34 protein-coding genes are annotated in these 23,648 nt (G+C 55.3%); 15 read left to right on the forward strand and 19 right to left on the reverse strand.

Annotated features, from left to right (window positions below; genetic code table 11):
* Positions 1–4: 4 nt before the first annotated feature.
* From ACVWXD_RS11270 to ACVWXD_RS11355, 18 genes are all read right to left on the reverse strand, one after another.
* Positions 5–733, reverse strand: a complete 729-nt coding sequence (locus ACVWXD_RS11270; RefSeq protein WP_017479625.1) for a hypothetical protein — start codon at positions 731–733, stop codon at positions 5–7.
* A gap of 430 nt (positions 734–1,163) precedes the next feature.
* A complete protein-coding gene (locus ACVWXD_RS11275) occupies positions 1,164–2,249 on the reverse strand; it encodes a minor capsid protein (protein WP_457371011.1) in 1,086 nt (361 codons plus the stop codon).
* The gene (locus tag ACVWXD_RS11280; protein WP_457371012.1) at positions 2,224–3,642 is read right to left on the reverse strand and encodes a DUF4055 domain-containing protein; all 1,419 of its coding nucleotides are present in this window, start codon (positions 3,640–3,642) and stop codon (positions 2,224–2,226) included. Before ACVWXD_RS11280 ends, ACVWXD_RS11275 begins: the two co-directional genes overlap by 26 nt.
* Positions 3,639–4,940, reverse strand: coding sequence for a terminase large subunit domain-containing protein (locus ACVWXD_RS11285; protein ID WP_457371013.1), 1,302 nt, complete (start codon positions 4,938–4,940; stop codon positions 3,639–3,641). The genes ACVWXD_RS11280 and ACVWXD_RS11285 overlap by 4 nt, the downstream gene beginning before the upstream one ends.
* Positions 4,927–5,388, reverse strand: coding sequence for a DUF2280 domain-containing protein (locus ACVWXD_RS11290; RefSeq protein ID WP_095184938.1), 462 nt, complete (start codon positions 5,386–5,388; stop codon positions 4,927–4,929). The genes ACVWXD_RS11285 and ACVWXD_RS11290 overlap by 14 nt, the downstream gene beginning before the upstream one ends.
* A 31-nt stretch (positions 5,389–5,419) precedes the next feature.
* Positions 5,420–6,043 carry a putative metallopeptidase gene (locus tag ACVWXD_RS11295; protein WP_457371014.1) on the reverse strand — a complete coding sequence of 208 codons (624 nt, stop codon included), beginning with the start codon at positions 6,041–6,043 and terminating at the stop codon, positions 5,420–5,422.
* A 45-nt stretch (positions 6,044–6,088) separates the two neighbouring features.
* A complete protein-coding gene (locus tag ACVWXD_RS11300) occupies positions 6,089–6,271 on the reverse strand; it encodes a YodC family protein (protein ID WP_457371015.1) in 183 nt (60 codons plus the stop codon).
* Positions 6,272–6,336: 65 nt separating this feature from the next.
* Positions 6,337–6,588: a hypothetical protein gene (locus tag ACVWXD_RS11305; RefSeq protein ID WP_457371016.1), complete on the reverse strand. Its 252-nt coding sequence runs from the start codon at positions 6,586–6,588 to the stop codon at positions 6,337–6,339.
* Entirely contained in the window at positions 6,585–6,776 is a 192-nt protein-coding gene (locus ACVWXD_RS11310) for a hypothetical protein (protein WP_457371017.1), read from the reverse strand. Before ACVWXD_RS11310 ends, ACVWXD_RS11305 begins: the two co-directional genes overlap by 4 nt.
* Entirely contained in the window at positions 6,776–7,006 is a 231-nt protein-coding gene (locus tag ACVWXD_RS11315; protein WP_054915219.1) for an Acb2/Tad1 domain-containing protein, read from the reverse strand. The genes ACVWXD_RS11310 and ACVWXD_RS11315 overlap by 1 nt, the downstream gene beginning before the upstream one ends.
* A gap of 57 nt (positions 7,007–7,063) precedes the next feature.
* Entirely contained in the window at positions 7,064–7,408 is a 345-nt protein-coding gene (locus ACVWXD_RS11320; protein ID WP_457371018.1) for a hypothetical protein, read from the reverse strand.
* Positions 7,405–7,740 carry an MFS transporter gene (locus ACVWXD_RS11325; protein ID WP_457371019.1) on the reverse strand — a complete coding sequence of 112 codons (336 nt, stop codon included), beginning with the start codon at positions 7,738–7,740 and terminating at the stop codon, positions 7,405–7,407. Before ACVWXD_RS11325 ends, ACVWXD_RS11320 begins: the two co-directional genes overlap by 4 nt.
* A gap of 593 nt (positions 7,741–8,333) precedes the next feature.
* The gene (locus ACVWXD_RS11330; protein ID WP_457371020.1) at positions 8,334–9,011 is read right to left on the reverse strand and encodes a hypothetical protein; all 678 of its coding nucleotides are present in this window, start codon (positions 9,009–9,011) and stop codon (positions 8,334–8,336) included.
* Positions 9,008–9,622, reverse strand: coding sequence for a recombination protein NinG (locus ACVWXD_RS11335; protein ID WP_457371021.1), 615 nt, complete (start codon positions 9,620–9,622; stop codon positions 9,008–9,010). The genes ACVWXD_RS11330 and ACVWXD_RS11335 overlap by 4 nt, the downstream gene beginning before the upstream one ends.
* Positions 9,619–10,134: a hypothetical protein gene (locus tag ACVWXD_RS11340; RefSeq protein ID WP_401379748.1), complete on the reverse strand. Its 516-nt coding sequence runs from the start codon at positions 10,132–10,134 to the stop codon at positions 9,619–9,621. Before ACVWXD_RS11340 ends, ACVWXD_RS11335 begins: the two co-directional genes overlap by 4 nt.
* Entirely contained in the window at positions 10,127–10,927 is an 801-nt protein-coding gene (locus ACVWXD_RS11345; protein WP_457371022.1) for a hypothetical protein, read from the reverse strand. Before ACVWXD_RS11345 ends, ACVWXD_RS11340 begins: the two co-directional genes overlap by 8 nt.
* Positions 10,914–11,891 carry a phage replication protein gene (locus tag ACVWXD_RS11350; protein ID WP_457371023.1) on the reverse strand — a complete coding sequence of 326 codons (978 nt, stop codon included), beginning with the start codon at positions 11,889–11,891 and terminating at the stop codon, positions 10,914–10,916. The genes ACVWXD_RS11345 and ACVWXD_RS11350 overlap by 14 nt, the downstream gene beginning before the upstream one ends.
* 324 nt (positions 11,892–12,215) lie before the next feature.
* Positions 12,216–12,431, reverse strand: coding sequence for a helix-turn-helix domain-containing protein (locus ACVWXD_RS11355; protein WP_099601558.1), 216 nt, complete (start codon positions 12,429–12,431; stop codon positions 12,216–12,218).
* 87 nt (positions 12,432–12,518) lie between these two features.
* Between ACVWXD_RS11355 and ACVWXD_RS11360 the strand changes: the two genes are divergently transcribed.
* The 12 genes from ACVWXD_RS11360 to ACVWXD_RS11415 all read left to right on the forward strand — a co-directional run bounded on the left by ACVWXD_RS11360 (position 12,519) and on the right by ACVWXD_RS11415 (position 20,742).
* Positions 12,519–13,187, forward strand: a complete 669-nt coding sequence (locus ACVWXD_RS11360) for a LexA family protein (protein WP_457371024.1) — start codon at positions 12,519–12,521, stop codon at positions 13,185–13,187.
* On the forward strand, positions 13,187–13,426 hold the full coding sequence (locus ACVWXD_RS11365; RefSeq protein WP_457371025.1) for a hypothetical protein: 240 nt from the start codon (positions 13,187–13,189) through the stop codon (positions 13,424–13,426). Before ACVWXD_RS11360 ends, ACVWXD_RS11365 begins: the two co-directional genes overlap by 1 nt.
* A gap of 124 nt (positions 13,427–13,550) precedes the next feature.
* Positions 13,551–13,850 carry a hypothetical protein gene (locus ACVWXD_RS11370; protein ID WP_457371026.1) on the forward strand — a complete coding sequence of 100 codons (300 nt, stop codon included), beginning with the start codon at positions 13,551–13,553 and terminating at the stop codon, positions 13,848–13,850.
* A 17-nt stretch (positions 13,851–13,867) separates the two neighbouring features.
* Entirely contained in the window at positions 13,868–14,101 is a 234-nt protein-coding gene (locus ACVWXD_RS11375) for a hypothetical protein (protein ID WP_457371027.1), read from the forward strand.
* Positions 14,098–14,316, forward strand: a complete 219-nt coding sequence (locus tag ACVWXD_RS11380) for a hypothetical protein (protein WP_457371028.1) — start codon at positions 14,098–14,100, stop codon at positions 14,314–14,316. Before ACVWXD_RS11375 ends, ACVWXD_RS11380 begins: the two co-directional genes overlap by 4 nt.
* Before the next feature lie 133 nt (positions 14,317–14,449).
* Positions 14,450–15,541: an AAA family ATPase gene (locus tag ACVWXD_RS11385; protein ID WP_457371029.1), complete on the forward strand. Its 1,092-nt coding sequence runs from the start codon at positions 14,450–14,452 to the stop codon at positions 15,539–15,541.
* Between the two features lie 4 nt (positions 15,542–15,545).
* Complete coding sequence (locus tag ACVWXD_RS11390; RefSeq protein ID WP_457371030.1) at positions 15,546–17,753, forward strand: S8 family peptidase; 2,208 nt, start codon at positions 15,546–15,548, stop codon at positions 17,751–17,753.
* Between the two features lie 251 nt (positions 17,754–18,004).
* Positions 18,005–18,436, forward strand: a complete 432-nt coding sequence (locus tag ACVWXD_RS11395) for a hypothetical protein (RefSeq protein WP_081797892.1) — start codon at positions 18,005–18,007, stop codon at positions 18,434–18,436.
* 215 nt (positions 18,437–18,651) lie between these two features.
* The gene (locus ACVWXD_RS11400; RefSeq protein ID WP_401379801.1) at positions 18,652–18,870 is read left to right on the forward strand and encodes a DUF2388 domain-containing protein; all 219 of its coding nucleotides are present in this window, start codon (positions 18,652–18,654) and stop codon (positions 18,868–18,870) included.
* Between the two features lie 215 nt (positions 18,871–19,085).
* On the forward strand, positions 19,086–19,496 hold the full coding sequence (locus tag ACVWXD_RS11405; protein ID WP_099601551.1) for a VOC family protein: 411 nt from the start codon (positions 19,086–19,088) through the stop codon (positions 19,494–19,496).
* A gap of 171 nt (positions 19,497–19,667) precedes the next feature.
* Positions 19,668–19,919 (forward strand): DUF1654 domain-containing protein, encoded by a 252-nt coding sequence (locus ACVWXD_RS11410; protein WP_099601550.1) that lies wholly within the window; start codon positions 19,668–19,670, stop codon positions 19,917–19,919.
* A gap of 439 nt (positions 19,920–20,358) precedes the next feature.
* On the forward strand, positions 20,359–20,742 hold the full coding sequence (locus tag ACVWXD_RS11415) for a response regulator transcription factor (protein WP_099601549.1): 384 nt from the start codon (positions 20,359–20,361) through the stop codon (positions 20,740–20,742).
* Between the two features lie 75 nt (positions 20,743–20,817).
* On the opposite strand, the gene ACVWXD_RS11420 is transcribed toward ACVWXD_RS11415, so the two are convergent.
* Positions 20,818–21,114 carry a cupin domain-containing protein gene (locus ACVWXD_RS11420; protein ID WP_095184960.1) on the reverse strand — a complete coding sequence of 99 codons (297 nt, stop codon included), beginning with the start codon at positions 21,112–21,114 and terminating at the stop codon, positions 20,818–20,820.
* Between the two features lie 138 nt (positions 21,115–21,252).
* Here ACVWXD_RS11420 and ACVWXD_RS11425 point away from each other — a divergent pair, with 138 nt between their 5' ends.
* From ACVWXD_RS11425 to ACVWXD_RS11435, 3 genes are all read left to right on the forward strand, one after another.
* The gene (locus tag ACVWXD_RS11425) at positions 21,253–21,549 is read left to right on the forward strand and encodes a hypothetical protein (protein ID WP_095184961.1); all 297 of its coding nucleotides are present in this window, start codon (positions 21,253–21,255) and stop codon (positions 21,547–21,549) included.
* A 257-nt stretch (positions 21,550–21,806) separates the two neighbouring features.
* Positions 21,807–22,727 carry a hypothetical protein gene (locus ACVWXD_RS11430; RefSeq protein ID WP_457371031.1) on the forward strand — a complete coding sequence of 307 codons (921 nt, stop codon included), beginning with the start codon at positions 21,807–21,809 and terminating at the stop codon, positions 22,725–22,727.
* 569 nt (positions 22,728–23,296) lie between these two features.
* Positions 23,297–23,491 carry a hypothetical protein gene (locus ACVWXD_RS11435; protein ID WP_095184965.1) on the forward strand — a complete coding sequence of 65 codons (195 nt, stop codon included), beginning with the start codon at positions 23,297–23,299 and terminating at the stop codon, positions 23,489–23,491.
* Positions 23,492–23,648 lie beyond the last annotated feature (157 nt).

Raw genomic sequence — 23,648 nt, forward strand, 5'->3', positions numbered from 1 at the left:
CCCCTTACTTGGGCAATGCGAGATATGCGGTTTGGCCGTGCTTGCGCTGAAAGTCGCGCTTCTGCTCGGAGGTCATTTCGGAGCGCTTGAATGCAGCCTTGCCGCCACCCCCGCCCGGGGCAAATGTCCCTGAAGCCCTTGGCCACAGATGAGGTGCGCTTTCGCGCAGAGATTCCGCCCATTCGAGCGGAGTCAGAGGGGTCTTGCCGTCTTTACCGAGGATGACCTGGCCGGATTCATCAACGGCGACTGCATCGCCATCTTCGTTAAGGGTGAACACGCCTTTGGCGCGCAGGATGATGTCGTCTGTCGCTTCAGGGAGCGCACCAGCCTTCAGTGCTGCGCCGCGTACCGAGTCGCCCAGGACTTTGCCCTGGAACTTGGCAGCGAAGGACTCAGCTTTCTCGGCACGCTCGCTGATGGTCTTCAACTGCTTGTCATAGTCACCGCGAAGGCGCTCAGTGCGGCGGTTGAAGACCTCGTCGACCTTGCCCTCGGTCAGCAGCTTGGTTTCTTCGTCCTGGCCAGCACGACTGAGCAGGCCTTTCACTGCATCAATGTCGATGCCTTCAAACTGAGTTTCGAACTGGGTCAGCTTGCCGGAGGTTTCCTTCAGCTTGCCCAGCAGTTCCGAGTTCTTGGTTTTCAAACCCGAAACAGATGCTTCAACGGCAGTCGCGATAGCGGCCTTGATTGCCGGGTTTTCCAGGTCGATTTCGTTTTCTTCTGCCACTTTGATGCACCCCTTGGGTATGTGTTGCCCACTTTGCAGGCGTAAAAAAGCCCCGGATATACCGAGGCTGTCTTTCAGGCAGGCGCAAACTTGTTATTGTCGAGCCTATTCTTTCGGTCCATTGATACGTATGCATTTAGTGCTCAGCACTAGGTCAAGCCGCACCCACCCGAAACCGGATGCTTCAGCTGCGTCCCTGACCTTCTGTATCAGTTCGTCTGGATATTCCAGTGCACAATCGTCCACCGGGAGATCTCCCGTAATCCAAAGTCTCCCTGACATTGCTCGAAGACTGTTGATGGTCAGTTCAATTGCAAGCCTGGCGCTTCGTTCTAATGCTGTTTCCATGTGTGCTGCCCTTCGATTGATAGTTCAACAGAAGGCTACCACCTAAAAAACACGCCACTTGGGCGGGGTTTGCATGGCTTTTTTAGATTCCCGCACGCTCGAACGCCAGCGGCTCCAGCCCCTTCATTTGCAATAAGGTCAGCGACGCAAAGTTGCGATCAAGCTGCAGTTCGGTGAAACGCTCTACAGTCAGCCCGCCTTCACGGAAAAGCTTGGCCCGGACTGGGCCGATTGCCACGTCCTGGAACGACGTCGGTTGAAGCTGGAGCCAGTGGTAGTAATCGAGGTCGGCACTGACCTGCTGTCCGCCTTCAGCCCCCACCGAGGCACGCGTAGCGCCTTTGGCGAACAGCGCGCTGAGCTTGGTTAGTAGGATGAAGGTGGTACGGCAGTTCGGGTGGAACGGCGGCCGAGGACCGGACTCCACGGGAAACTTGCGCTTGTCCATCGAGCGGCATTGCTGGCTGGTCTTGCTGTCCAGCGTGGCCACCATCTGGATCTCTTGCACGATATCCGTGTTGGCCTTGGCGACCTCCATGCGCGCCTGGGACGACACATGCTGAATCGCGGTGTGCACAACCGTGCTGGCATTGCGGCTGGTGGTGGCAAGAATGCCGTCCTTGTAGCCGGCCGCCTTAGTACCGCGAATGTTGCGGATGATCTGGAAATTCGTCTGCCCTTCGAAGAAGCCTTGCCGAATGGTGCCGGTGACGCGCTCACGCTCTGCGCTGTTCCAGCCTTTGATGAAGGCCTTCAATAACTTGCCGCCACCAGTACCGCGCACACTGAGCGGGTTCGTCAGCACTGCGGTACGAATTGCTGCGGCCGTCGGCGCAACCACATCCAGCGAGACGCCAACCGGCGCCGATCTGGCAAGGCTGGTTGCCTCAAACTCGGCCTCGTAATTGGCGATGTCCACCAGGTCGAGGTTCAGTTGCGCGCTGTAGCGGTCGAAGATGCCCAGCAGCAGACTATCCACTTCCTTCAGCAGCGCTTCGAGGCGTTTGACACTGTACTCAGTCAGGTCCGACTGGGTCAGCCGGTCGCGAATTGAGCGGTCAATCTCCTTGAGAAAGGGAGCGAACTTGCCGACCTCCCCTGCCTTGAGCTTTTCGAGGAAGACCGCGTGCCGGATCGTGGCATCAAGTACTGCCGGATTTACCGCCATTTGGTTTGTCCTCGTCGTCCAGGTCCAGGCCGTCGCCCTGCTCTTCCAGCTCGCCATCGATTTGTAGGTCTGTTCGCTCTGGCGCGATCAAGCCCAGCTTGCGCAGGTACGCCCGAAAATCCGCCTTCGCGAAGCCGCCGTTCTGCCACAAGCCAACCAAGGCTGTGATCATCTGCGGATCCGCCGTCAGCTCGACGAACTCCTGATTCACCTGGTAGGCGACCTTCTTATCGGCAACCCCCATGTAGGCGCAGCACCACATGATGGCTCGCGTGTATGCCTCGCTGACGTTTGCCACACAACCAGCGAGCACCGATGTGGATGCCGACTGATCGCCGCGTGACTCGGTAGCTGTCTTGGTGGCAAGTGACGCCACCACCATCCGGGCGCCCAGCTCAATCATCATCTGGTTCTTATCGGCCATCGCCTCTTTGACCAGCGTATTGGGTAAGGGCTGCGCGTAACCGAACTGGCCGCCAGCTGGCAGCATCATCGGTGCCCGGGAGCCTACATAAACACCGTTCTTCTCCATCCAGTCGCGCCACTGCTCATCCAAACCAGAGATCCACGGCTGAGCCTGGCCACACCAGAAAACGCTGTCTTCGTAGTCGGCGCTGTTCCGGTAATGACCCAGGTTGATCATGGCGATGTCGTACAGCGGCGACTCGTCGATGCTTGGGTCGTTGTTCTGTGCGCCGACGAAGGTGAACGGGATTTCTTTGAAGCGCCCAGTGACACCTTCAGGCCTGAATTCTTCGATGACCTCCAGTGGGCCGCCACCCTTTGGTCCGGACCGGCGCCAAACCCGGCAAACAAAGCCGTCTTCCTCCAGCGCCAGTTCCCGGTACTGCTCAGCTGTCTTGTAGCCAAACCCTTCCGGTATCTCCGGCGACTCGCGCAGCACCACCAGCGTCAGCACGCTGTGGCCGTTCACCATACCCGTGCGCCAGTTGATGATGTCTTCTGCGCAATAGGAAAGGATCACAGAGTGACCGCCGATGCCGTCGTCTTGGTGATAGTCGACGTACAACCCGTGGCGCCCAGCCTCAAGCACCTTCTCCAGCGTGCCTTGGGAGTGCTGGTAAATGCTGACACCGGAGCCGTTTGCATTGTCCTGCAGGTATTCCAGCTTCTTCGGCACCGCGAGGGTCGGATCTTTATGGAAGGCCAGACCCAGCAGCCCGTTTCGGGTGTGCCCGGTGGCGTTCTTGAACACCGCCCGCTCGCGGTAAGCCCTGTTCCGGTCTACGTTCTCCGGCGATTTGTCGTGCGCGTTGATGTACGGCAGCCGATCGACCACCCGGTGCTGGCCGGCGCAGACGTCACGAACGGTCGCCCAGCGGTCCAGCACTGCAGTGTATTCCGCCCGTTTGAAGGAGACGTCATTGCTCATCGGGCGTATCCCATTTTGATAGCGGTGACCGGTTTGATGATCGGATACTCGCGGTGGATGAAGTAGCCGCCGGCGTCGTTCGCGTGATCGATGCCTGCGGTTTTATCTGGCTCCCCGTTCGCGCCCCACACCTGTTGCTCCAGGCCATCGGCGTAGGTTGGGCAGGTGAACGGGTTGATCAGGTAGCGGCGCTCGCCCTGCGCATTGCAGAAGACGGCGTTCATTGCGTTGATTCGATCCTTCACCGGCGGGTTTGCAGCTGGAGCGATGACCGCGAACCCGGCCTGCCTGAGCATGGCAAGGTCGGTGATGCTGGCGTTCACGGACTTGCGTGAATCGCCCGAGGCGTCCGGGTAGATCCTGATTTCGCAGGTCTTCTTGAAATCGTTGCCGTCGTGCTGCCAGTAGCGTTCTTTGATCCGGCGGATCATGTCGGGCGTGTCGTAGCCATCGATCAGCTCATCTACTGCCCTGGGCAGCCCCTGGTCACGTTTGACGTGGGTGATCGCCGCCATCTTGCCTACGTTGAAGTCCATCCCGATGAACAGTGGCTCACCGGGCTGCACGGTGTCGAAGCACCCGTTGAGCTTGCGGTCGTAGGCCGTGTAGATCGTGCCGGACGTCAGGTTGACGAACTGGCCTTTGAGGTACGCCATGATCAGCTGCGGCGGATACGACTCCATCAGGGAGGCGATGTAGTCATCCGGCAGATTGAGCTCGTTGTCGAAGGTGCTGGCCTGCACCAGGCCGTACATCTCCTTGAGCGACGGCTTGTCGCGGAGCTGCTTCACGAACTGCAGAAAGACGAACTTAAAGCCTTCCGGCGTTGTGGTGACGTCCACCCCGTTCTTCAGTCCGGGCAGGTTGTAGCGCATCCGGGCGATGATCTTGCGCCAGGCCTGCTGTGCCTTGATGGCCGTCAGCACGTCCAGCTCATCCACCAGAGCGTGACCGATCTTGAAGCCAACGATGGTCTGAGGCTTCTCCATAGACCTGCAAATCACAGTGCCGCGGCACTGCCGGCCGCTGTAGATGTGAACCTCGTGGTTCGCCTGGTTGATTTTGGTCTTCAACCCCCAGTCATAGGCCACTTCATCCATGGTCGGATAGAAGATGTCCCGGATCTGCGGGTAGGTCGGCGCGAAGTACCCAGCGTTGACGCCGGGCCACTCCATGAAGTGCTTGCTGAGTGCCGAGCAGCCCACCCATGTTTTCCCCGAGCCGAACCCAGCAACGAAAGCACGAAACTTGTGGGGCAGCGTGAGGAACTGAGCCTGCGGAACGTTAAGGCTCGGCATTCGGTTTCCTCGCATCAACCACGTCGACCTGAATCCGAGTCGGAATTACCGGTTCGTCGCCCGCCTCCTCCTTCCGCGCTCGATTGACGTAGATGTCGCCGGTTTCTTTCGCGGCCTGCTCCAGGATCTGCATAGCCAGACCAATGTTCTTCATCGACTCGGCCCTCTCCACGAAGCGGTTCATGGCACGAAGGCGGAAGGCACGATTGGCGATCGGGATGTCAGCTGTCTCTTCGCGGAACCGCTTACGGGTGTCGTGAAAGAGGGTCTGCCACTTAAGCGCCAGATGGGAGCCGGCGCGCTTTGTCGGGTCGTGCTGCTCAACCTGCTGGCGGGTTATATCTACATCAAATTCTTGCTTCACCGCTTGTGAGACCTGGCTTGGGGTGTCGAAGCACGCCAAAGCCTGAACGATGAAGCTCTTCACCTCATTTTTCAGGGCTGCCATAAGTTAGATTCCGTCTCACGCCTGTCTTACATCAGGCCAACTTGAGCAGACAGGTTCCGCAGGCCCTCGCAATGTTCAATTTCCCCACCTCAGCAGGACTGTTTGCAGCATCCACCAACGCTTGAACGTCAGGGCTTGCACCGTAGCGGCGGACCACGCCGACGAACTCTTCGACGTCGTGGCCCTGCAGCTTGATCTTCGGTGCGCCATCTTGGGTGAATGCTGGTTGACCGTACTTGTCGGTCGCGTGAGCCAGGTGATAAAGCTCGTGTTCGATCAGGGCGCAGAACTCAAGGTCACTGCACTGGGCGCAGTAGTCGGCTGCCAGGGTGATGATGAAAGCCGGCACATCGCCGAACCAATCCCGCATCTGTTGCTCCATCCGTGCCTTCTGCCAACCGCCGGCGCGGAACGCTACCTGTTCGGCCTGGCCCAGGACTGTCCGGCCCTGCCTCTCGAAGCTCGAAGACGCCCACATGATCCGAATGTCTGCATCCAGTAGGTGGGCATGGTCTTCGTTGTGAATGCTGCCGGTGTCGGCGAGGATCTCGGCTTGTACCCAGTCCCACGCCTCTGGCGCTGGAGTCAGGCGGATACCGAAGTCCGAAAGCTCGGAAAGTTCAAGCAGTGACGATGGTGGGTATGGCCTGTCCATGCGCCCCCCCAAGAAAAGCCCCGCGCTTGGCGGGGCTCTTACTAATTACTCAACCGCTTTCAAAAGTGCGGGCCCAAAGTTTTCATACTGCACTGAGTCGTTTTTATCGAACCAAGTGCATCTAACCAGCGGCTCACCAGTACGGAAATCGTTAGGGAGGCTATCCACAGTCATCGCAGGCCCACCACTTTTCAACGTCACAACATCACCCACAGAAAAATCAGCCATCTCACAACTCCTTGTTTGTTGAAGGCTGAACATAGGGCTGAAGCGCCAGCATTTCAATAGCAAATCTATTCACCGCGATCCAGCAGCACATCAATCAGCTTCTGCTCACCCAGGCGCATCGCACCGAGGCATTGCAGGTCGTCACACTTAGGGCCGAGGCCGAACACGGTCACCTCTCCCTTCGCGCCGATCAGCGTCAAGGCGCCCACGGTGCACTCGGGATGCTCGCCCGCGTCGAGGTCATCGGCAATCTTGCGCAGGGTCTTGGCCGCGTCGCGCCAGTCTTCCCGCTTAAACTCCAGAACCTTGACGGTCATACGTTCACCATCTGGTGTGTCTGTGCGTGTGCGTGGCCGTGGAGCAATCCAGCGACCAGGCCCTGAGGAAGTCCGGCAGACTTCGCAGCGTCCACAGCATCGGCAATAGACTTGTCGAGGGCAGTCACAGCAGCGTTGATGTCAGGGCTCATTGGCAGTACGTGTCGCAGGCGAGTTACGTTGCCCATCAACTGAATGGATCGGCTGGCTTGGCGATCGAGCGCACGAACCACATGAAGCCCTGCTGCAGGTTGGTCTTGGCCAGGGCCAGTAGGCGTGGGTCAACGCCTTCAATCTGGCCGATCTGCTTGAACAGATCACCCGCATCAGCTTCCAGAGCCTTGATGGAGTTCATCCCGTCGATTTCGGACTGGGTGAGGTCGCGATAGCCGGTGATTTTCTTGTGCTGGTTGTCCATGGGTGATTCCTCATGATTGCGCGCCACGATTTGGCGCATTCGAAAACGTGGCGCGGTTTACTTGCTCCGGCGCTCGATACCACCAGGTGCCTTGTCACAGTGCAGGCAGTGCTCGCAGTTCAGCGTCCGGCACAGCCAGGCTTTAACTGGCTGCCAGTACGTGACCATGAAGATGTGGCGGGCGCCAGCGAGGGCCATGGACACATGCAGCGTCAGGCCAGCGCTGCTCGGGCCGAAGAAGATGTTCTGGCTACGCGCCATGACGACGAAGCCGCTGATGGCGATGGCCGAGTAGATCAGCTTCCCGAGGATGCCGTCCCTTACCTTCCCGCTCAGTACGCACCAGGCTGCCCACAGCGCGATGAGGCCGCAGGCGATGGAGTTGATCAGTTCAAGATTCATGGGTTGCCTCCCCCGAACCGCTGGCGAATGAGCGCCCAGAGGTCAGCGGATTTAATGGCTCGATTGATGGCCGCCAGGAGCGAGCCGCCGAAGGCCCCCAGCAGGAAGCCGATACCGGCGACGATCTTCGGCTCGGTCACACCCAGGTAGGTGCTGACCATGCTCGTCAGGTAGATCGAGCAGGCCATTCCGGTGACAAGGAAGATTACCCAGGCACGCCAGTCGTTCAAGTCGTCCTTGTGCCACCAACTCGCGATCACAGCCCCGATGAGACCTGCAATCAACAATTCGAACCTGTCGAGTTTGTCGAGCAGACGCTGTAGATACTCCATGCGCTCGACTCCGTGGGGCATGTTTGAAATAGGTCAGCCCCAGCAGCACTCCCAGCTCGGAGCAATGGGTGTGGTGGAGCCGAAAACAAAAAAGCCCCGGCGATTGCCGAGGCTTCAGGATTGTGGAAACAAAACAGCCCCGCACCTGCGGGGCTGTTTCATGAGGTTAAACCTCGGATAAATCGGGGACCTTGCCATTTGCTACGCATCCCGCCAAGACGGCGACGGCTGATACAAGTGTTGCATTAACGAATGTTGCTATAAGTTTTTTGATCATCTGTTACTCCTTACCCGCAGATTTGTCTGTCGCGGTCAGCGATCCAATGAAGAGTGAAGCCGAGGTCAAAATGACCATTGTTGCGAAAAGGATCGCCATCAAGGATGGAGTCGTAACCGGGATCGAACCGAGTCCCCCTAAACGGGTTGGCAGGTGGTGATCCTGCTCATGCGTCAATTGTACCAGCGAGTGATAGCCGGTTAAACACTACTTATGAAAAACCCGGCGCTTGGCCGGGTTCAGGGTTTCGTGTGCGTTTCGCGTTACTTGTGCACTATGGGAAAAGTACGCGCAAAACCCCGTCATGTCAATATTATTATGCCGCCTCTTGATCTTTTTCCGAGTGAATCACCTGCCATAGTGGCTGCTGCGCCAGAATATCCACTTCCCTGATAACTTCTTTCAGGGATTCCCACAAGTCGAGCCAGTCGCGCGTCCAGTTCTTCGGATCGATGGTGACGCCGAAGAATGTCAGCATCTCGGCGGCTACCCGCGCCGGTCCCCACTCGGCAGATCCTGCAACCTCCCCCTTGTACGATTGCAGGGATAGGGTAACCAGGTACTGCGCCTTCACGCGCTTGGCCGACGTCAGGTCTGGCAGCGCAGCCTTTGCGGTAATCAGCAGCACTGCATTCAGCAGGTGCCGCATGTTCATCGCCGGGTGGTAAAGGTAGTGGCCGAACTGCTGCACCTGGAAGGGCAGCGTGTCGATGGCGCGCAACACCTTACCGATGGTCGCCAGGTGCGCGGCGCGGGCAGTGGAGCGGCCGGCGGGCGTACCGCGGGTCTCGCTGATGCTGATCTTCTGGCGCACAACCTGAATGCGCTCTTCCTTGTCATCCCCCAGCGCAGCGAACACGGCCTCGGCGCGGCGCATGCGCTGCCCCTTCTTAATCGGTGCCGATTGCGCTTTATCGATGGCTACAGCGCTGATCGACGCATTCGATTCGTGCTGAGCTTCGGTCCATACCTGCCTTGCGTTGATCAGTTTCATGCTGCGATCCCCTTCTTCAGTTGTTTTGTCTTTGCTCGGTAGTCGGCGGTCATCGCCTTCAATTCGTCCACGGTGTACTTCTTGGCCTCGTGAGGTCCTTCCAGCCACTCCACAGCCTCGGCGCCGATACGCTTCACCAATTCAATGCGGTAATTCACGATGTTCCCGGAAAGCCGGGTGTTGCAGGGCGAACACTGGCGGTGGCAGTTCATCGGCTCGAAGCGCAAGGCCGGATTGCTCCCCACTGTCCGGTAATGGCCGGCGTCGTACTTGCCCTGGTGGTGGCGGCCGCAGCTGACGCACGGAAGCTCAGCGTCACGGGCGCGCACCCAGGCGTTGAACGCCTGCTGCGTGTCCTTGAGGTGATCCGCCCTATTCTTCAGCTTCTCCTTGCGGACCTTAATCTGCCGGCGCCCTGCTTCTGCCAGGGCCTTCCCGGCGATAGCTCGCCCCTTCTCGGACTTGCCGTATGCGATAGCGCACTCGATCTCCCCGCACACAGCCTGCGATTCTCTGGAGCGCGTGAACATTACTCGGCACTCTGGGCAGCGCTTGCGCCGCGGTAGACCTGATTGAAGTGGGGTTTTTCGCTGTAGTGGGGTGCGCTTCATGCTGCCTCCTTGAATGCTTCAAACTCGGCCATCTCGGTCAGTCGCTCTTCCGTGAGGGTTGGCCAGTCGCGCAGCACCAGGTACGCGCAGCACTGACGCCAGAAGTCTTGGAATGTCTCCTCCCCCATCGAGTCGTAGGAAAGGCTTCGGGGTGTCTTGCGGGTGAGCTGGCCCAGACCTGGAATGTCGAACAGCTCCTCGTCGCAGTACACGCCCGACTCCAGCTGCAGGGCCTTGATTGCGTCGTGGGACTGCTTGCCGGAAAACCGGTCAATGTTCTGGCTCAGTACCCGGCCCAAGCCGTGGACCAAGCCATTGAACCGTGGGTTACGCGGCTGCTTGAGGTCGGCGCGGATCTTCGTGTTGATCCGGAAATCCCGCTCGCGGAGGATCGACCGATCGGCATCGGAGGACGGCACGAACGCAGCAACCTCCTTGCCTGTGGCTGGATCAACAAGGCGGCGTAGCACCAAGTACACAGGCATTGAGCGGGGCTTTGCTGGCTTAACCATGAGCGGTCTCCATACCTTGCGCGGCCGTAATCGCTTCCCGAGCTTTTCGCTTACGCAGGTACGTATCAATGCGATCAGCCTGCGCACTCTTGAGTCGTTGTCGCACTTGTCGAGCTTTCGCGGCATCGACAATCTGGCGAACTTCGGCAAGTTTTTCTCGAATGCGGAGAGAAGGCTCGACGACCGATCCAGTGAGAAGACCAGTGATTGCCTGTCCGTCGTTAGTGATCGGAGCAATTCGAAGATCCGCCAAATACTGTTTTCCGGCCTGCTCATTAATCAGTTGCATGCGAACTGCTGATTCAATAGCCACTACTCTCCGCAGCGGGTCATGACCAAGTGATACGTTCCAAGTCGTAGGTACAGCCTCAGCCCGAGCATTGGTGATCAGCCGTTCATAAGCGCTAATGAACGCCATGCGGGCACCCACTTTGTCGCCGGCATCGAGGACAGGTTTCGCAGCCGCCAAGGCCAACTGGATTTCGTCGGTAAGCACCACAGTTTCAAACTCATCGTTGGTGGTCATGGCGATGGCCCAGGCCTCGTCCTTGCCCGGGCGGCCATCGGAGGACTGGACGCGTTGCAGGATGTCAGCCATAGCCAGCTTGCCCTTCACTTCAAAACGGCATGCTTTCAGCGCCGCCTTGACGACGGACACCGGGTAGGCACAGAGGTCTTCGGCCATCATCGCGGCGGTACCGGGGTTCATTTCCTGACCCATGGCCTCGGCCGTTGCGCAGATGGCGGCGGCAAGACCGGCGACCTGTTGGTCGTTCATTTCAGAGGTATTCATTGCGGTCACCTGCTTGGCGTTTGGCCAGAACCATCTGGGCGGCCTGCTCGGCTGCGGAGAGGTTTGCCTCGGTCCTTTCCATCTGGCGGGCGGTTGTGCCGTTGATACGCTGCCCGGTCACCCACTGGGTGTGGTAGCTCTCGGCGTTGGCCAGCAGTTCGTTGAGGCTGTGGCACTTGCGCAGGACGGCGGCATCGCTGGTTTTCAAGAAGTGTGCTGCGACGTGGTGGGCTACATCGGCGCCGAGGCGGTCGACCAATTGGCCGAGCTGGCCGCCAACCTTTGCGTTCCAAACCGGCCAGGCGCTGTAGCGCTTGCGGTATGCCATGGCGTAATTCGCCCAGGCCTTGAAGGTTTTGCAGGTCTGGTCTTTGGGGCCAGGCATGTCGGCGGGAATCTCAACCCGTGGAGCGTCGGTACGATCAACCACCAGCACCAAGCCGCGGGACTGAGCCGGCTTGCCGGTGGCGTCCTGCAAGTCCTGACTGGTGTCCTGACTGGTCCCCTGATGATTGGTATCCTGATTTGTCGGAGATTTATCCGACCCTTGCTCGGATTTTTTTCCGACCTTGCTCGGAGATTTATCCGAGGTAGATCGGATATTTTTCCGACCTTTGTTTTTTGGTGGGGTCGGATATTTTTCCGACCCATCAAGCTTTTTGTTCCACTCGACGGCCTTCTCGGTGAGACGAAAAAGCGTGATGTTAGAAGTGCTGGAAAGCTCAATCAAACCGGCCTCTTCCAGGGCCTTCAGCATGCGGTAAGCGGTGTCCGGCTTATCAGTGAGAAGCGGCAGTTCCTCAATGATCTTGGCCTTGCTGAGCGCGAAGAAGATCCCGTCATCGGTCTTGATTGGCTTGGTCCAGCTCGGGCAGCCGTAGACGAAGGCGAACAGCAGGGCCTGCTGAGAATTCAGCCCCCACTCCAGCGCCTTCACCTGGTTAATCGTGACGGTGTATTGCATGTCAGACCGCCGGGAAAAAGATATACGAGCAAATGCGCGCCACGTTTTCAGATTGCGCAAAAGGTGGCGCGAGATTGGTAGCGCTATTGATTTGTGGCTGGGTTTCCATATAATCGGCCTCACAAAGTGTTATCGAATTAGCCGACCTCGACCGTCGGCTTTTTTGTGCCTGTAATTCAGCGCCGAAGCGCCAACCTCCCCGCCCTACTCCCCGTTTCGCCTTTTCAAAAACCACTGGATAAAACTCCAGCGACCTCAGGTTTCTTACGTTGCAGACCGGCCGGGCCGATACTGGCTACATGGATTGGCGGATAGGGATCTCGCTTAGGCAGCCATCTCGGCCCACGGAAACGACGGGCACAGGGATTCTTTTTTGAAAGCACCTCCAGTCAACGCCTCAGCTCGCTTGGCAACCACTGGAGACATGCCGTGTTTTTCACGAACCCAGCCGGAAACGGTACTTTGATCAACCTTGAGCTTTTCGGCGGTGATCTCCTGGGTGCCGAAGAAGGCAACGAGGTCCTTATAAATAGTGTTCATGCTGCCCCTCCATACGGGAATGCCCATATACTAGTTTATGGGAATGCCGATTTGCAAGGATATGGGAGCACCCGTAATACTCGCCGGATGGAATTCAAAGACCGTTTAAAGACTGCACGCCGACATGCCAAGCTCAATCAGGGCGAATTGGCTGTAAGAGCAGGAATCACACAGACCTCTATCTCTGACCTTGAGCGTGGAAAATCAAAAGCCACCGCTCACGTCGTGAAGATAGCTGACGCCTGCGGAGTGAGCGCTAAATGGCTTTCCGACGAGATCGGACCAATGCTGGTGCCTGGGTCCCCATCCAGTTCTGGTCAGTCGAACATCTCCCCCGCCGCCCATCCAACAAAGTCATTCCGGTACCCGGTAGTCAGCTGGGTTGCCGCCGGCGCCTGGGCGGAAGCCGTGGAGCCCTATCCGACTGGAATCTCGGACACCTACGAGTTTTCGGAGTACGACTCCAAAGGCCCTGCGTTCTGGCTGACAGTCAAAGGTGACTCAATGACAGCGCCCGCCGGCCAGAGCATTACCGAGGGCACGCTGATCCTTGTGGACACTGAGGCTGAAGTTGCACCGGGTAAGCTGGTCGTGGCCAAGCTGCCGGACAGCAACGAAGCCACATTCAAGAAGCTGGTCAGCGACGGCGGCCGACTGTTCCTGAAGCCGCTGAACCCGAGCTACCCAATCGAGGCAGTCGACGAGAATTGCCGGATCGTAGGCGTAGTTGTGCAGGCGCTGCAGAAGTTTTATTGATGCGATCCGCTCTTGGAAAACCTTCGACCTCATGGCGAGAGCAGAGCTTTTGGAGCAAGGTGTGGACCTATACTCTGCTGGCGCTCATGGTGGTTTTCACAACCGAAGCTGGCAGTTGGCCGGACGGCAGCTCATCCAACCGCAAGCGGGTTTTCAGTGCTGGCTTCGTTGTGCTCTGCACCATCGTGGCGGTGGTTGAGTTGATACTGCTGAATCACTTTTACGGCGTGCGCGGATGAGGTGAAGGCGGGAAGGATTTTGCGTGATGCGTAACGAGACACGTATTCAGGAGCGCGTTCTGCTCGTATGGAATGTTAGAAAGCTATAGGGCAACAGAATCACAGAAAATGACATGGAGGTTTTATGAAAAAAATTATCGCACTTCTTTCGCTATCCATATTGGCTGGATGCGCCTATCAAAAGTCTCAATATGTGCTTGATGTCGAAAACGCACCGCTACCACCTACTGACGAAGCAAAATCCGCTGAGTGCGTTCGCATTTACGGCGAGATCGATAGAAACAACAGCGCCATGGCTAAGAGCTATCAAGACGGCACATTCTCAATGAAATATCAGCATGAGAAAGACGCCAGGAACGAAGCCCTGTCCATTCGAAGGTTCAAGATAAACTGCCCTTCGCGATCACAGTTGCTCGGGCGCTAGACGCCTCAGGATTTGTCATGTCCCTCACCAAACCCAATCAGCAGCTCCGTAGTGACCTAAAGGCGATAGCCTCCAACCTTGAGCAGTCCTGTGTCGACCTGGGCAGGTTGGCCAGCCGACTCAGCGATGCCGACGCCATTGCCCTAATCGGGCTGGTGGGTACGCTCTACGAAGAAGCGGACAGGTTGGTGGGTTACGCTGACGAGGTGAAGGACGGCCGGATAAGTCGGGCTGCGGAACAGCGCAAATGACTGCATGGCGAGAGCAGCGCTTCTGGAGCAAGTTTTGGATCTGGGCCTGGGTGGCGTTCATGGCCGTTTTTACCCTCTGCACCGGCGCGTTCTGGCTGGGTGATGGTTCATCTAATCGCAAGCGAGTCTTCAGCCCTGGCTTCGTTGTGCTCTGTGCCATCGTGGCTGTGGTTGAGCTGATAGCGCTGAATCACTTCTACGGTGCGCGCGGATGAGGTGAGGGCGGGAAGGATTGTGCGGAAGACAACAGCATGACCAGCGCTCAATCACGTTACAAAAATCGAATTATCCTTGACGAAAATCAGAAAAAATTAGACATTTGACTCAAATTTTAAGGTTTCTTGTCAAATGTCACAACATTTAGCTGTTGCAGAACATGATCTTTTGGGCCTGATAGAGGGAGCTCTTAACGCCGATTACACGGCCGTTAGACAGGTCTGTAATAAGATCGCAAAAGACTGCATGACAGCCTCACCGGAAGTGAGTAAGCGTATAAAGCTTGCAACCCGGCGCAACGGCGTTCCGCTTCGCGCTGCAGGTTATTCGGAATCACTACCTGTCGACCCGAAATCTAGGGGTGCGCTTGTTGAGGAGCTACCTTGGCCTACATCACCAATATTTCTTGATGGCGCACTGAAACACACGTTCGATTCGTTCATTGCGAGCGCTAAGAAATATGACCTGCTGGCAAAACATGGTTTGTCAGGGCGAATGAATCTACTCATGGCGGGGCCTCCCGGAACAGGAAAGACCTTAGTGGCTGGCCACATCGCCGCAGCTTTATCCATGCCTTTATATGTAGTCCGCCTAGATTCACTTATGTCCTCTTTGTTGGGAGACACAGCAAAAAACATTCGCAGCGTATTCGATTTTATACCTCAGAAGAACGGCATAATATTTTTGGATGAGTTTGATGCTATTGCGAAACTCAGAAATGATAATCATGAGCTTGGTGAACTAAAGCGAGTCGTCAATACGCTTATCCAGTCTATTGACTCGCTTGACGATCGGGCTGTCGTTATTGCTGCCACCAATCACCCCGAGCTGTTAGATAGAGCTATCTGGCGTCGCTTTCCTTATAGAATGAATTTCAACACGCCTGATGAGGATCTTCGAAAACACCTATGGAGCTACTTCCTTTTTAGTGATGATGGAGAGTCCTGTGCGGTAACCGCTCTTGCAAAGATCTCTTCAAAACTCAGCGGAGCGGATATAGAATCGATCTCTTTAGCCGCTCGCAGGCACGCCGTAATTTATGATGCGACAATCGACCTTCACCAAGTTGCCAAAGATGTTCTCCAGCCTCAGATTGAAGCTGATGCGAATGACAAGAAAGCAATATGCAATTTACTGCACAGGACTTACCACCTTAACCAAACAGAGATACTAACTTTAGTAAAAGTTAGTCGCCAAACTTTATCTACGTATCTAAAGGACTAGCTAGATGCCTGCACAGCCGACTATTAACCCAATTCTAACCTACCTCAGAAAACCTATTCCAAAAGGGGTTACTGGCGGTGGAAAAAACGCCGACGGGATTAAAAAAGAAAGCTTGCAGGAGAAGAGAGATAGACTTTCGAGCCAAGTACAAAGCATAGATTCACGCGACTTGAATAATGTAACTTTTTCGGGAGTTACACATCTTATAGCGAAAATGGATAACGATGCATTATCTCCTACCTGGACCCCGACCGATTTATTCGATTCAAGAACTGGTTGTAGACTTATCGCTCCAGGATACAAAGGTTTTATCATCGAAATAAGTCGAGAAAAATTAAAAGACTTACGCAAACACATAGAAAACTCAAAAAACATTAAAGATCAAGTAGACATATCTAGAATTTCAAAGATTGATATTTTTGATGAGCTAGAAACCTTTAGAGGCTTCAGCCCTGAAGAATTATGGTCAGAGGTTAACCAAGCAGGATCCGCAAACATATGGCTAAAACCTTTTAAGAGTTTATCAGCTCGTAAAGCTCTAGCTTTAAAAATAAAAAAAATGCTAGTAGATGAAAAATATATTTTTGGGCATCCGGAGTATGATAGCCCACCTAGCGCTGACATCATGACTTACAATGCGGTCGATGAGCTCTTCGAGACTTATATGGAGAGAGGACATGCCGCATTTTCCTTACAGTTTTCCTCTAAGAATGCATTTCAAAAGCTAGTCTCATCAGGGGCAGTTTATCGAATCGAACCTGCTCCACAGATCAAGGTTTCTCATAATCCTGGCACGGGGCCAGAGCCTTCACCGAAAAAAGTACCAGCAGACTCTCCAACGGTTGTAATTATCGATGGCGGAGTAAATGCGCAAAGCTATCTTCACCTTGAAAAAATTAGCTTGGTTCCGCTTGTAAGCAATAGTCACGCAAACTTGACTCACGGAAATAAAGTTGCATCTTTAGTATGCCACGCTCACGCTTGGAACAATCAGCGAGCGCTGCCGAAGCTTGACTGCACTTATATCTCAGCCCAAGTTATATGCAAAAACAGCGTCCCAAAAACACCAAGCCACAACCAGCTTTTAAGATATCTTGAAGACGTAGCCCAAAAAACCGCAGGACACTCCAAGGTATGGAACTTATCGTTTAATACTGTTGCATCGTTAGCTTCAAACGAAGAGGTCAGTTTACTGGGACATAAACTGAGCAAGCTGGCTAGAAAGCACAATATTCTTCCAGTTATTTCTGCTGGAAACCACGATCATAACCCTGTTACTGGCATTCTGTGTCCGCCGGCTGACTGTGAAGCAGCGTTGTCAATTGGTGGAAGGCAATTTAACGCCCTTACAAAAAAGCCAGGAGAAAAGTGCTTGCACAGCCTCAAGGGCCCCGCGCCTGCGGGTATGAAGAAACCAGATTTGGCATGGTACTCCGAACTTAGAGTACTAGGCGGGAGCAACGAAATCGGCACTAGTTTTAGCGCCCCACTCGTATCATCACTTGCAGCACATACTTTTGCCAATATAAAAAATGCTACTCCCGACTTAGTTAGGGCGCTTCTTATTAACAGGGCGGAGTTATCATCGCATAGTAACGGCCTAGGCTGGGGTACCCCCTGGGAGGAAGATAAACTTCCTTGGCACTGCCCCCCGGGGGATATCACCATGGCTTGGTCTTCTGAGCTAAAACCTGGCAACTGGTATTACTGGAATGATATCCCAATCCCCCCGGAGTTTATCAAAAACGGCAAATTCATTGGGACAGTGGTCCTAACAGCTGTTTTGGAGCCTCTAGTTTCCGACATGGTCGGCGAAAATTACTTTTCATCAAGAGTTCAAACTGCCCTTCAAGCAACATCCGAAAAGGGGGGAATAATCAACCTTGCGGGCCCGATGAAAGAACACAAGGAAAAAGAAGCAAGCGCCAGATCTGATCTCGCTAAATGGAGTCCCGTCAGAAACCATTTCAAACCCCATACAGGTACTGCTATATCTGGTACAACAATGAGACTCAACGCTAGAATTTTCGCAAGGGATCTGTATCAGTTTGATATAAATCACCATTCAGAGCTTCCGCCTCAGAAAGTTTCGTTTGTGCTTACGTTGAGATCAGCTGACAAAAATGACTCCGTCTATGACTCAGCCGTACGAGCACTAGCCACAGACATTGAAAGCGCTGTGATCAACCAAGATATTCAGATTAGTTTGTAACCGCATCGATAATGCCCGGCCCAGCGCCGGGCTTCTTGTATCTGCCCATTCACACTGGGCCTCCTATGGTCATCTGAATTCCTAGTGCCCGCTAAAGCCTACCTCCGCAGACGAATCCATCACGGCATATCTTGTTACAACCATTCACCTGCAGGCACCTCCCGCAAAGAACTTCAAACTTTTGCACTAGTCTTAATGCTAGGCGTGCTTTAACCGTGAGCGCCTGCTGACAACCCATAGAGGTTCACAAAATGAAAATCACACTACCCGCGCTATTTTTGGGTGCCCTCATTTCGCAAGGAGCACTAGCTGCCGGAGATGGCACAGCCGCTCTTGGAGGCGGCGTTGGTGGTGCACTTGGCAACATCGTAGGTCAACAGCTCGGTGGGTCTACCGGCGCAGCGGTAGGCGCAGGCGTAGGTGGTGCTGCCGGTAGTGCTGTCGGCGCGCAAAGAGGCAACAGAGCTGAAGCAGCATTAGGTGGCGGTATCGGCTCGGCTGGCGGCTCTCTCATTGGTAATCGCCTCGGCGGCACAACTGGTTCGACTATCGGTGCAGGTCTCGGCGGCGCGGCGGGTGGCGCGCTAGGAAACAACCTGGCGGATGATGAGAGCGGTCATCGATCGGATGGTAAGAAGCACAGAGGCAACAACAAACATAAACACAAGAACAAGCATCGTTAGTCCCTGACGCTCCTACATCGAAGCCCGGCCCAGCGCCGGGCTTCTTGTATCTGGCGAGCGCTCTGCTCTGCTATGGTGGCGCACTCAGATCGCAATGGAAGCATCGAAGAATGGACTCATGGAAGATTGTAGCTGCAGCCCTTATGGTATCGATCAATGCTCATGCTTCAGAGGGGTCCGATGACTCCTATAATAACTCGATGCTATCAGTGCTAATGGCTCCAACCTACACCGTTGCGGGAACCACCGGGCTTACCATGCTTGCATCGAACAACTTCAAGCCTGCTAAGGCTGACGCGCTCGCATTCATTGGGTCAGAAGGTCAGATTCGCGGAGCCCAATTTGAACAGGCAGTTCGCTTTTATCGCACGACATACCTGCCGCCTCTAATGACCGATCGGCAGTTGGCACAGGCAATCGCCACTTCGTACTGAGCACGAGCATTCACGAACTTTTCACACTAGGGCGCCTATGGTTATCCCAGCTCCTAGTGAAACCCTTTAAGCCCGCTACCCCCCATCGCGGGCTTTTCTTTGTCTGAGATTTGGAGGGCCGAAACTCGCCCTCCCCAACTTACCCAACGACGGCTATACACGCCCACCGTCAAAATGACACGATAACGCCTCGCCTTCGTAAGTAGGAATACAGGATGTTCAGTCACGTAACCGTTGGGACAAACGATCTTGATAAGGCCTCTACCTTCTATGACGCGGTGCTGATCCCCCTGGGGCTCTGTCGTAGGCCTGTAACGCCTGATGGCGGGCCACCTTCGGCATGCTGGATTAAGCCAAATAGCGTCCTCCCTCGCTTTTATGTGTATAGCCCTTATGACCGCAATGAAGCCGGAACAGGAAATGGCAGCATGGTGGCTTTCACCGCACCCTCTTCAAATGCGGTAGACAGCGCCTATGCAGCTGGGCTTCTTGCGGGCGGATCTGATGAAGGTGAACCTGGCCAACGTCCCCACTATGGTGACGGTTACTACGGTGCGTACCTACGTGATCCAGATGGCAATAAGGTGCATATCGCTCATCGTGGTGATTTGGACTTGGCGGGGTAGCCGCCGCTCACCGTATTCGCTTGAAGCCCGCCCACAGCGGGCTTTTTCATTCCTGCCGGAAAGCACCCATCATAAAATATGCATTTATGCATTAAACTTCTTGCTGCCCTCTTGCCAATACATGACAGCACCAATACTGTGTATGCATACAGTGTTTGCAAGGAGCTACACATGAACCAGGAACCCTACCCCGCACCAAAACCGAGAAATTCCTACGAGCTTGTTGGCCGCCGCCTGCAAGGGTTGATCGCCTCTCCCCGGGTACAGCGGATTCAGTTGGTCGAGGTCTCCAGGCGCGACGATGAAAGCCCTGAAGCCTGGCACCAGGTCATCCAAGACATTGGCGATACCGCCGGAATAAGAATTGAGCACCTAGATGACGGCGCCGTCAGGATCGGCTGGCGCGAGTACTGCGACTCTTAAAACAGCCCGCCGTTGAGCGGGCTTTTCATCGCCCCCAATAATAATATGGGAATACCCATTGACGATAAATATGGGATTGCCTATATTTACTCCATCGCAGCAACTTACGAGGGACTGCGAAGGGCCTCAAAGCCTACCGCTCTTTAGCGACACCCCTTTGCCGGATCACCACCGGCCCAGATTCAAAGGCAGCGATGAACCGGCCTCAACGGTTCAGAGGGTTGGCAACTGACCCGGGCGTGCAGCGTAAAGCGCCAAGAACAGTTATCCAGCGGGGGAACAAGCCGAAAGGCCCGCGGCTGGAAGAACAATTTGGAACTAACGAGGATTTCTCGGTAGTTCGATTCGACCCCGGCCTGACGCCAGTAGCGAGGTCGGGGGTTTCACCGATAGTCCTTGGCAACAGGGCCTAACGGGAAACCAACCGAGGGTAACGACGATGGAAGCAACAATCATCAACGGCGCATGGAAGGGTCATCTCGGACGTGGCCTGGCGCCGCGAGAGCTTCAGTTTCTGCTTTGGATTGCCCAGGGCTTCACTTCGAAAGAGATCGCCCGAGAGGCAGGCATAGAGGCAGGCACCGTGAAGAAGCGCCTGACCAATGCGATGTTCAAGCTGGGCGTGACGAAACGCACGGCCTTGGTGGCCGAGGCCATGAAGCGCCAGATTATCACGCCGGTGTGCTTTGTACTGGCGGCGCTGATCGCCATGCACTCAACGATCAGTGACGACTCGCTGCGTCGTGATCGCCGGGCGCCGGAAAGACGGATGGCTCAGGCTCGGATGGTGCGCCGGGCGGAATGTCCTAGGCTGACCGCTTAACAGAAACAGCCACGACAGCCTTTCGTTAACTGTCTGGTCAGCTGCGTGCCGGCCAGTTCCGGCACCTGCGGCCTTTCAAACATCAATGATGACAAGTGTCCCGTAGCTTCCAGACAAAACTGCATGCGGAACACCAGCTTCAGCCAGATAAATTTGTCCCTCTCCCACGCGCACGCACTCACCATCGACTCCCAGCAATAACTGTCCGGAGATGACTAGCAAGCCCTCGGTGTAGTCATGCACCTCTGCCTCAACGGACATTTCATCCATGCGCAGGACTTTGATATTGGAGCCGCCTACCCGTCCTAGAACGGTGGACTTCCAAGCTTGAGGCAAGGCCTTCGAGGTCAAATCAAGATCCACCAGGGACATAGAAAACTCCTTATTTCGAACTTCCCTACTTATACCCCTCCTCACCTCTACCCGTCAGCACTCACCCCGCGCCCATCGGCAACCAGCGGGAGGCATGAGTGTTGACGAATACAGGTGAACCAACGAACGGAGAGAGTCATGGCCAAGAAGGTTGGCGTAAAAACCAGGAGCGCCCAAATCGGCGTTCGAATCAGCCCCCGCGTTAAGTACATGCTCGACGTGATGGGTCGCATCCAGCGCAGAACCATGAGTGGAGTTATCGAATCGGCTCTTTTGGCTTATGCCAAGTACGACGAAAAACGCTTAGCCGACCAGACATGGTCAACGGATGAAAGCGAACGATTGCTCAACCTTTACCTAGTAGCGCCTCACCTTCTGTCATTCGACGAAGAGATTGAGGCCAAGCGGCTAATCGCAGCCAAAGCCACCGCCTAACCCCAAGCAATGGAGGACGCCAATCGTCAATGCGCTCTGGGTCGAGTTCGATGCCAGCAAGCGCCGGTAACGGTGGGCGGCACCCGGCTCCGGTTGCGGTCAGCTTAGGCTGACTGTGCGATGAGAGCCTTCTAACGATGTCGGACGCCAACCCCGCAGGTGCGAGACACCTAGCATAAGGTATGCGTTCTCACTTCTTGGGGAGGTAGTACGAGCACATATCTGGAAGCTTAGATACGACGACAGAGTTGCTCATATTGAACGCCAACGATTGGATTTTTGCTTTGGAAGCTGGATCAGATTTGACTCGGCGAACTTCTGCTCTAAGCGACTCGGTCGTCTCCGGATCGCTATTTAAAGCGTTCTCAACGCTGCTATTCGAATCTGGATTGGCCTTGACGCAAAGGCTTTCAATGGCCAGCAAATTGACGGCGTTTTCGGTGTCGTCCTCTGCTGCGCTTGCCAAGGTACTTGCGACCGAAGAAACGCTCAATAGCAGAAGCGCTGCAGAAATTCGCTTTAAAAACATCATTGATCTCCCTGAAAAAAAACTGAAATTTATCATAGCGCTATTGATTGACGATTTTCCAGTTATCCCCCGCATAGACACCTCCCCACCCACTACCAACAACCTTACCGGTCAGGTGCCCGACAGGCCTATTTATGCCGGGATTCAAAGACGGCCACTTCAAATACGTCGCTTACACCGACTAACCCACGCAGCCGCCTCGGAGGCGACCATGAGCGCAGTATTGAAATTATGCCAAGAGCGATTCGACGCTCAGTTGCCTCCAGATGTCAGCGACGCGAATCCGGAACAGGAGTGGCTGGAGCATTCGGCGGAACAGCTGGTGTGCGGCATGGACATCAAGTGGAAGCGCCGCCACGGCCAGCCGCAAGTGGTGACGTTTGATCGTTACTGCACGTATCTTCAAGGCCACCTGAATCAGCGCCAAATCGACGGTCTGGACGAGCGTGATTCGTTCGCTCGACTGTTCCTTTCCTCGATCCTTGGCAGTCAGTCGGATTCACGCGGGCACGCTGCCGATTTGATCGGTCAGCCCCGCCCTATCGAAGCCGCCGAGCGGATCGCCATAGAGATGCTCAAGCCATACGCCGTCGACGCGGTTGCAGCAGAGCGGGAAGAGGCAGAAGACGACGTGGATGCGGACCTATGAGCGCGCATGTAGATATAACGGCTGCGTTGCTTGCCCTTGACCCTTCGGACGCAGCGCCCCTCGCCGAGTCGCAGGTAGAGGGATTGATCGTTCGCCACTTCACCGAAGGCACCATCAATGCTGAAGAGTTTCATCATTACAGTGCGTGGCTACTGAGAGCCAGTCGGAAGAGGCTGGCTCGGCTGGTTAGATAGGCCGTTAGATTACGTCGAGCGCCCTTCGTTACGACTTTGTTGTTTTCTTACGTTTTTCCCAGTTAAACGTTCGTATTGGTGGTGAATAAACCACACGACCAAAAGCAGGCCAGACAAGCCAATAACGAACAGCAACAGCTCTAATGCGGGACCTTCGTGTGAAAACATTTTTCGTTCCTCGTCCTGAAGTAGCGTGACCCGAAAACGGTCACTACCGAAATTATTCGTAACAATTCATACATTTTCAGGGTAGACGCCGAGGATCGAGGTGGCAACCCCCACTACTCACAGAACCATTGATCTAGACACGTCACTCGTCGAAAAAACCGTTCACGAGCACGACAGCGCCAGCGATACACACGCAAGGAGAAGGTCATGACTACTGCACCAGTCCAATCGCTAATCGAAGAACAACTCAACGAAATCGAGAGTCGAATCGCCATCCTGGGCTTTGGCATTCCTTTCAATGAACTGATCGGCCGCAAGCGTGAAGACCTGGTAAGGAATCTTCCGCAGCGGCTGGCGCCGACAATGAAGGGCGGTCGCATCGCAGTGAGAGTTCGGCCTTGACTCCCCACCAGCGCACCACGCGCATTCTCATCTGGCGTGGCGCTTTCCCTGCCCTCGCCCTATTCACCTTCCTGATGTTGCTCAGCGCCCTCGCTGATCGAATCACTCAATAACCAACACCTTCAATCGCTGCGAGCATCGCGGCAAGGATTCCCCA

This window comes from Pseudomonas sp. TE3911 (genome assembly GCF_054062775.1).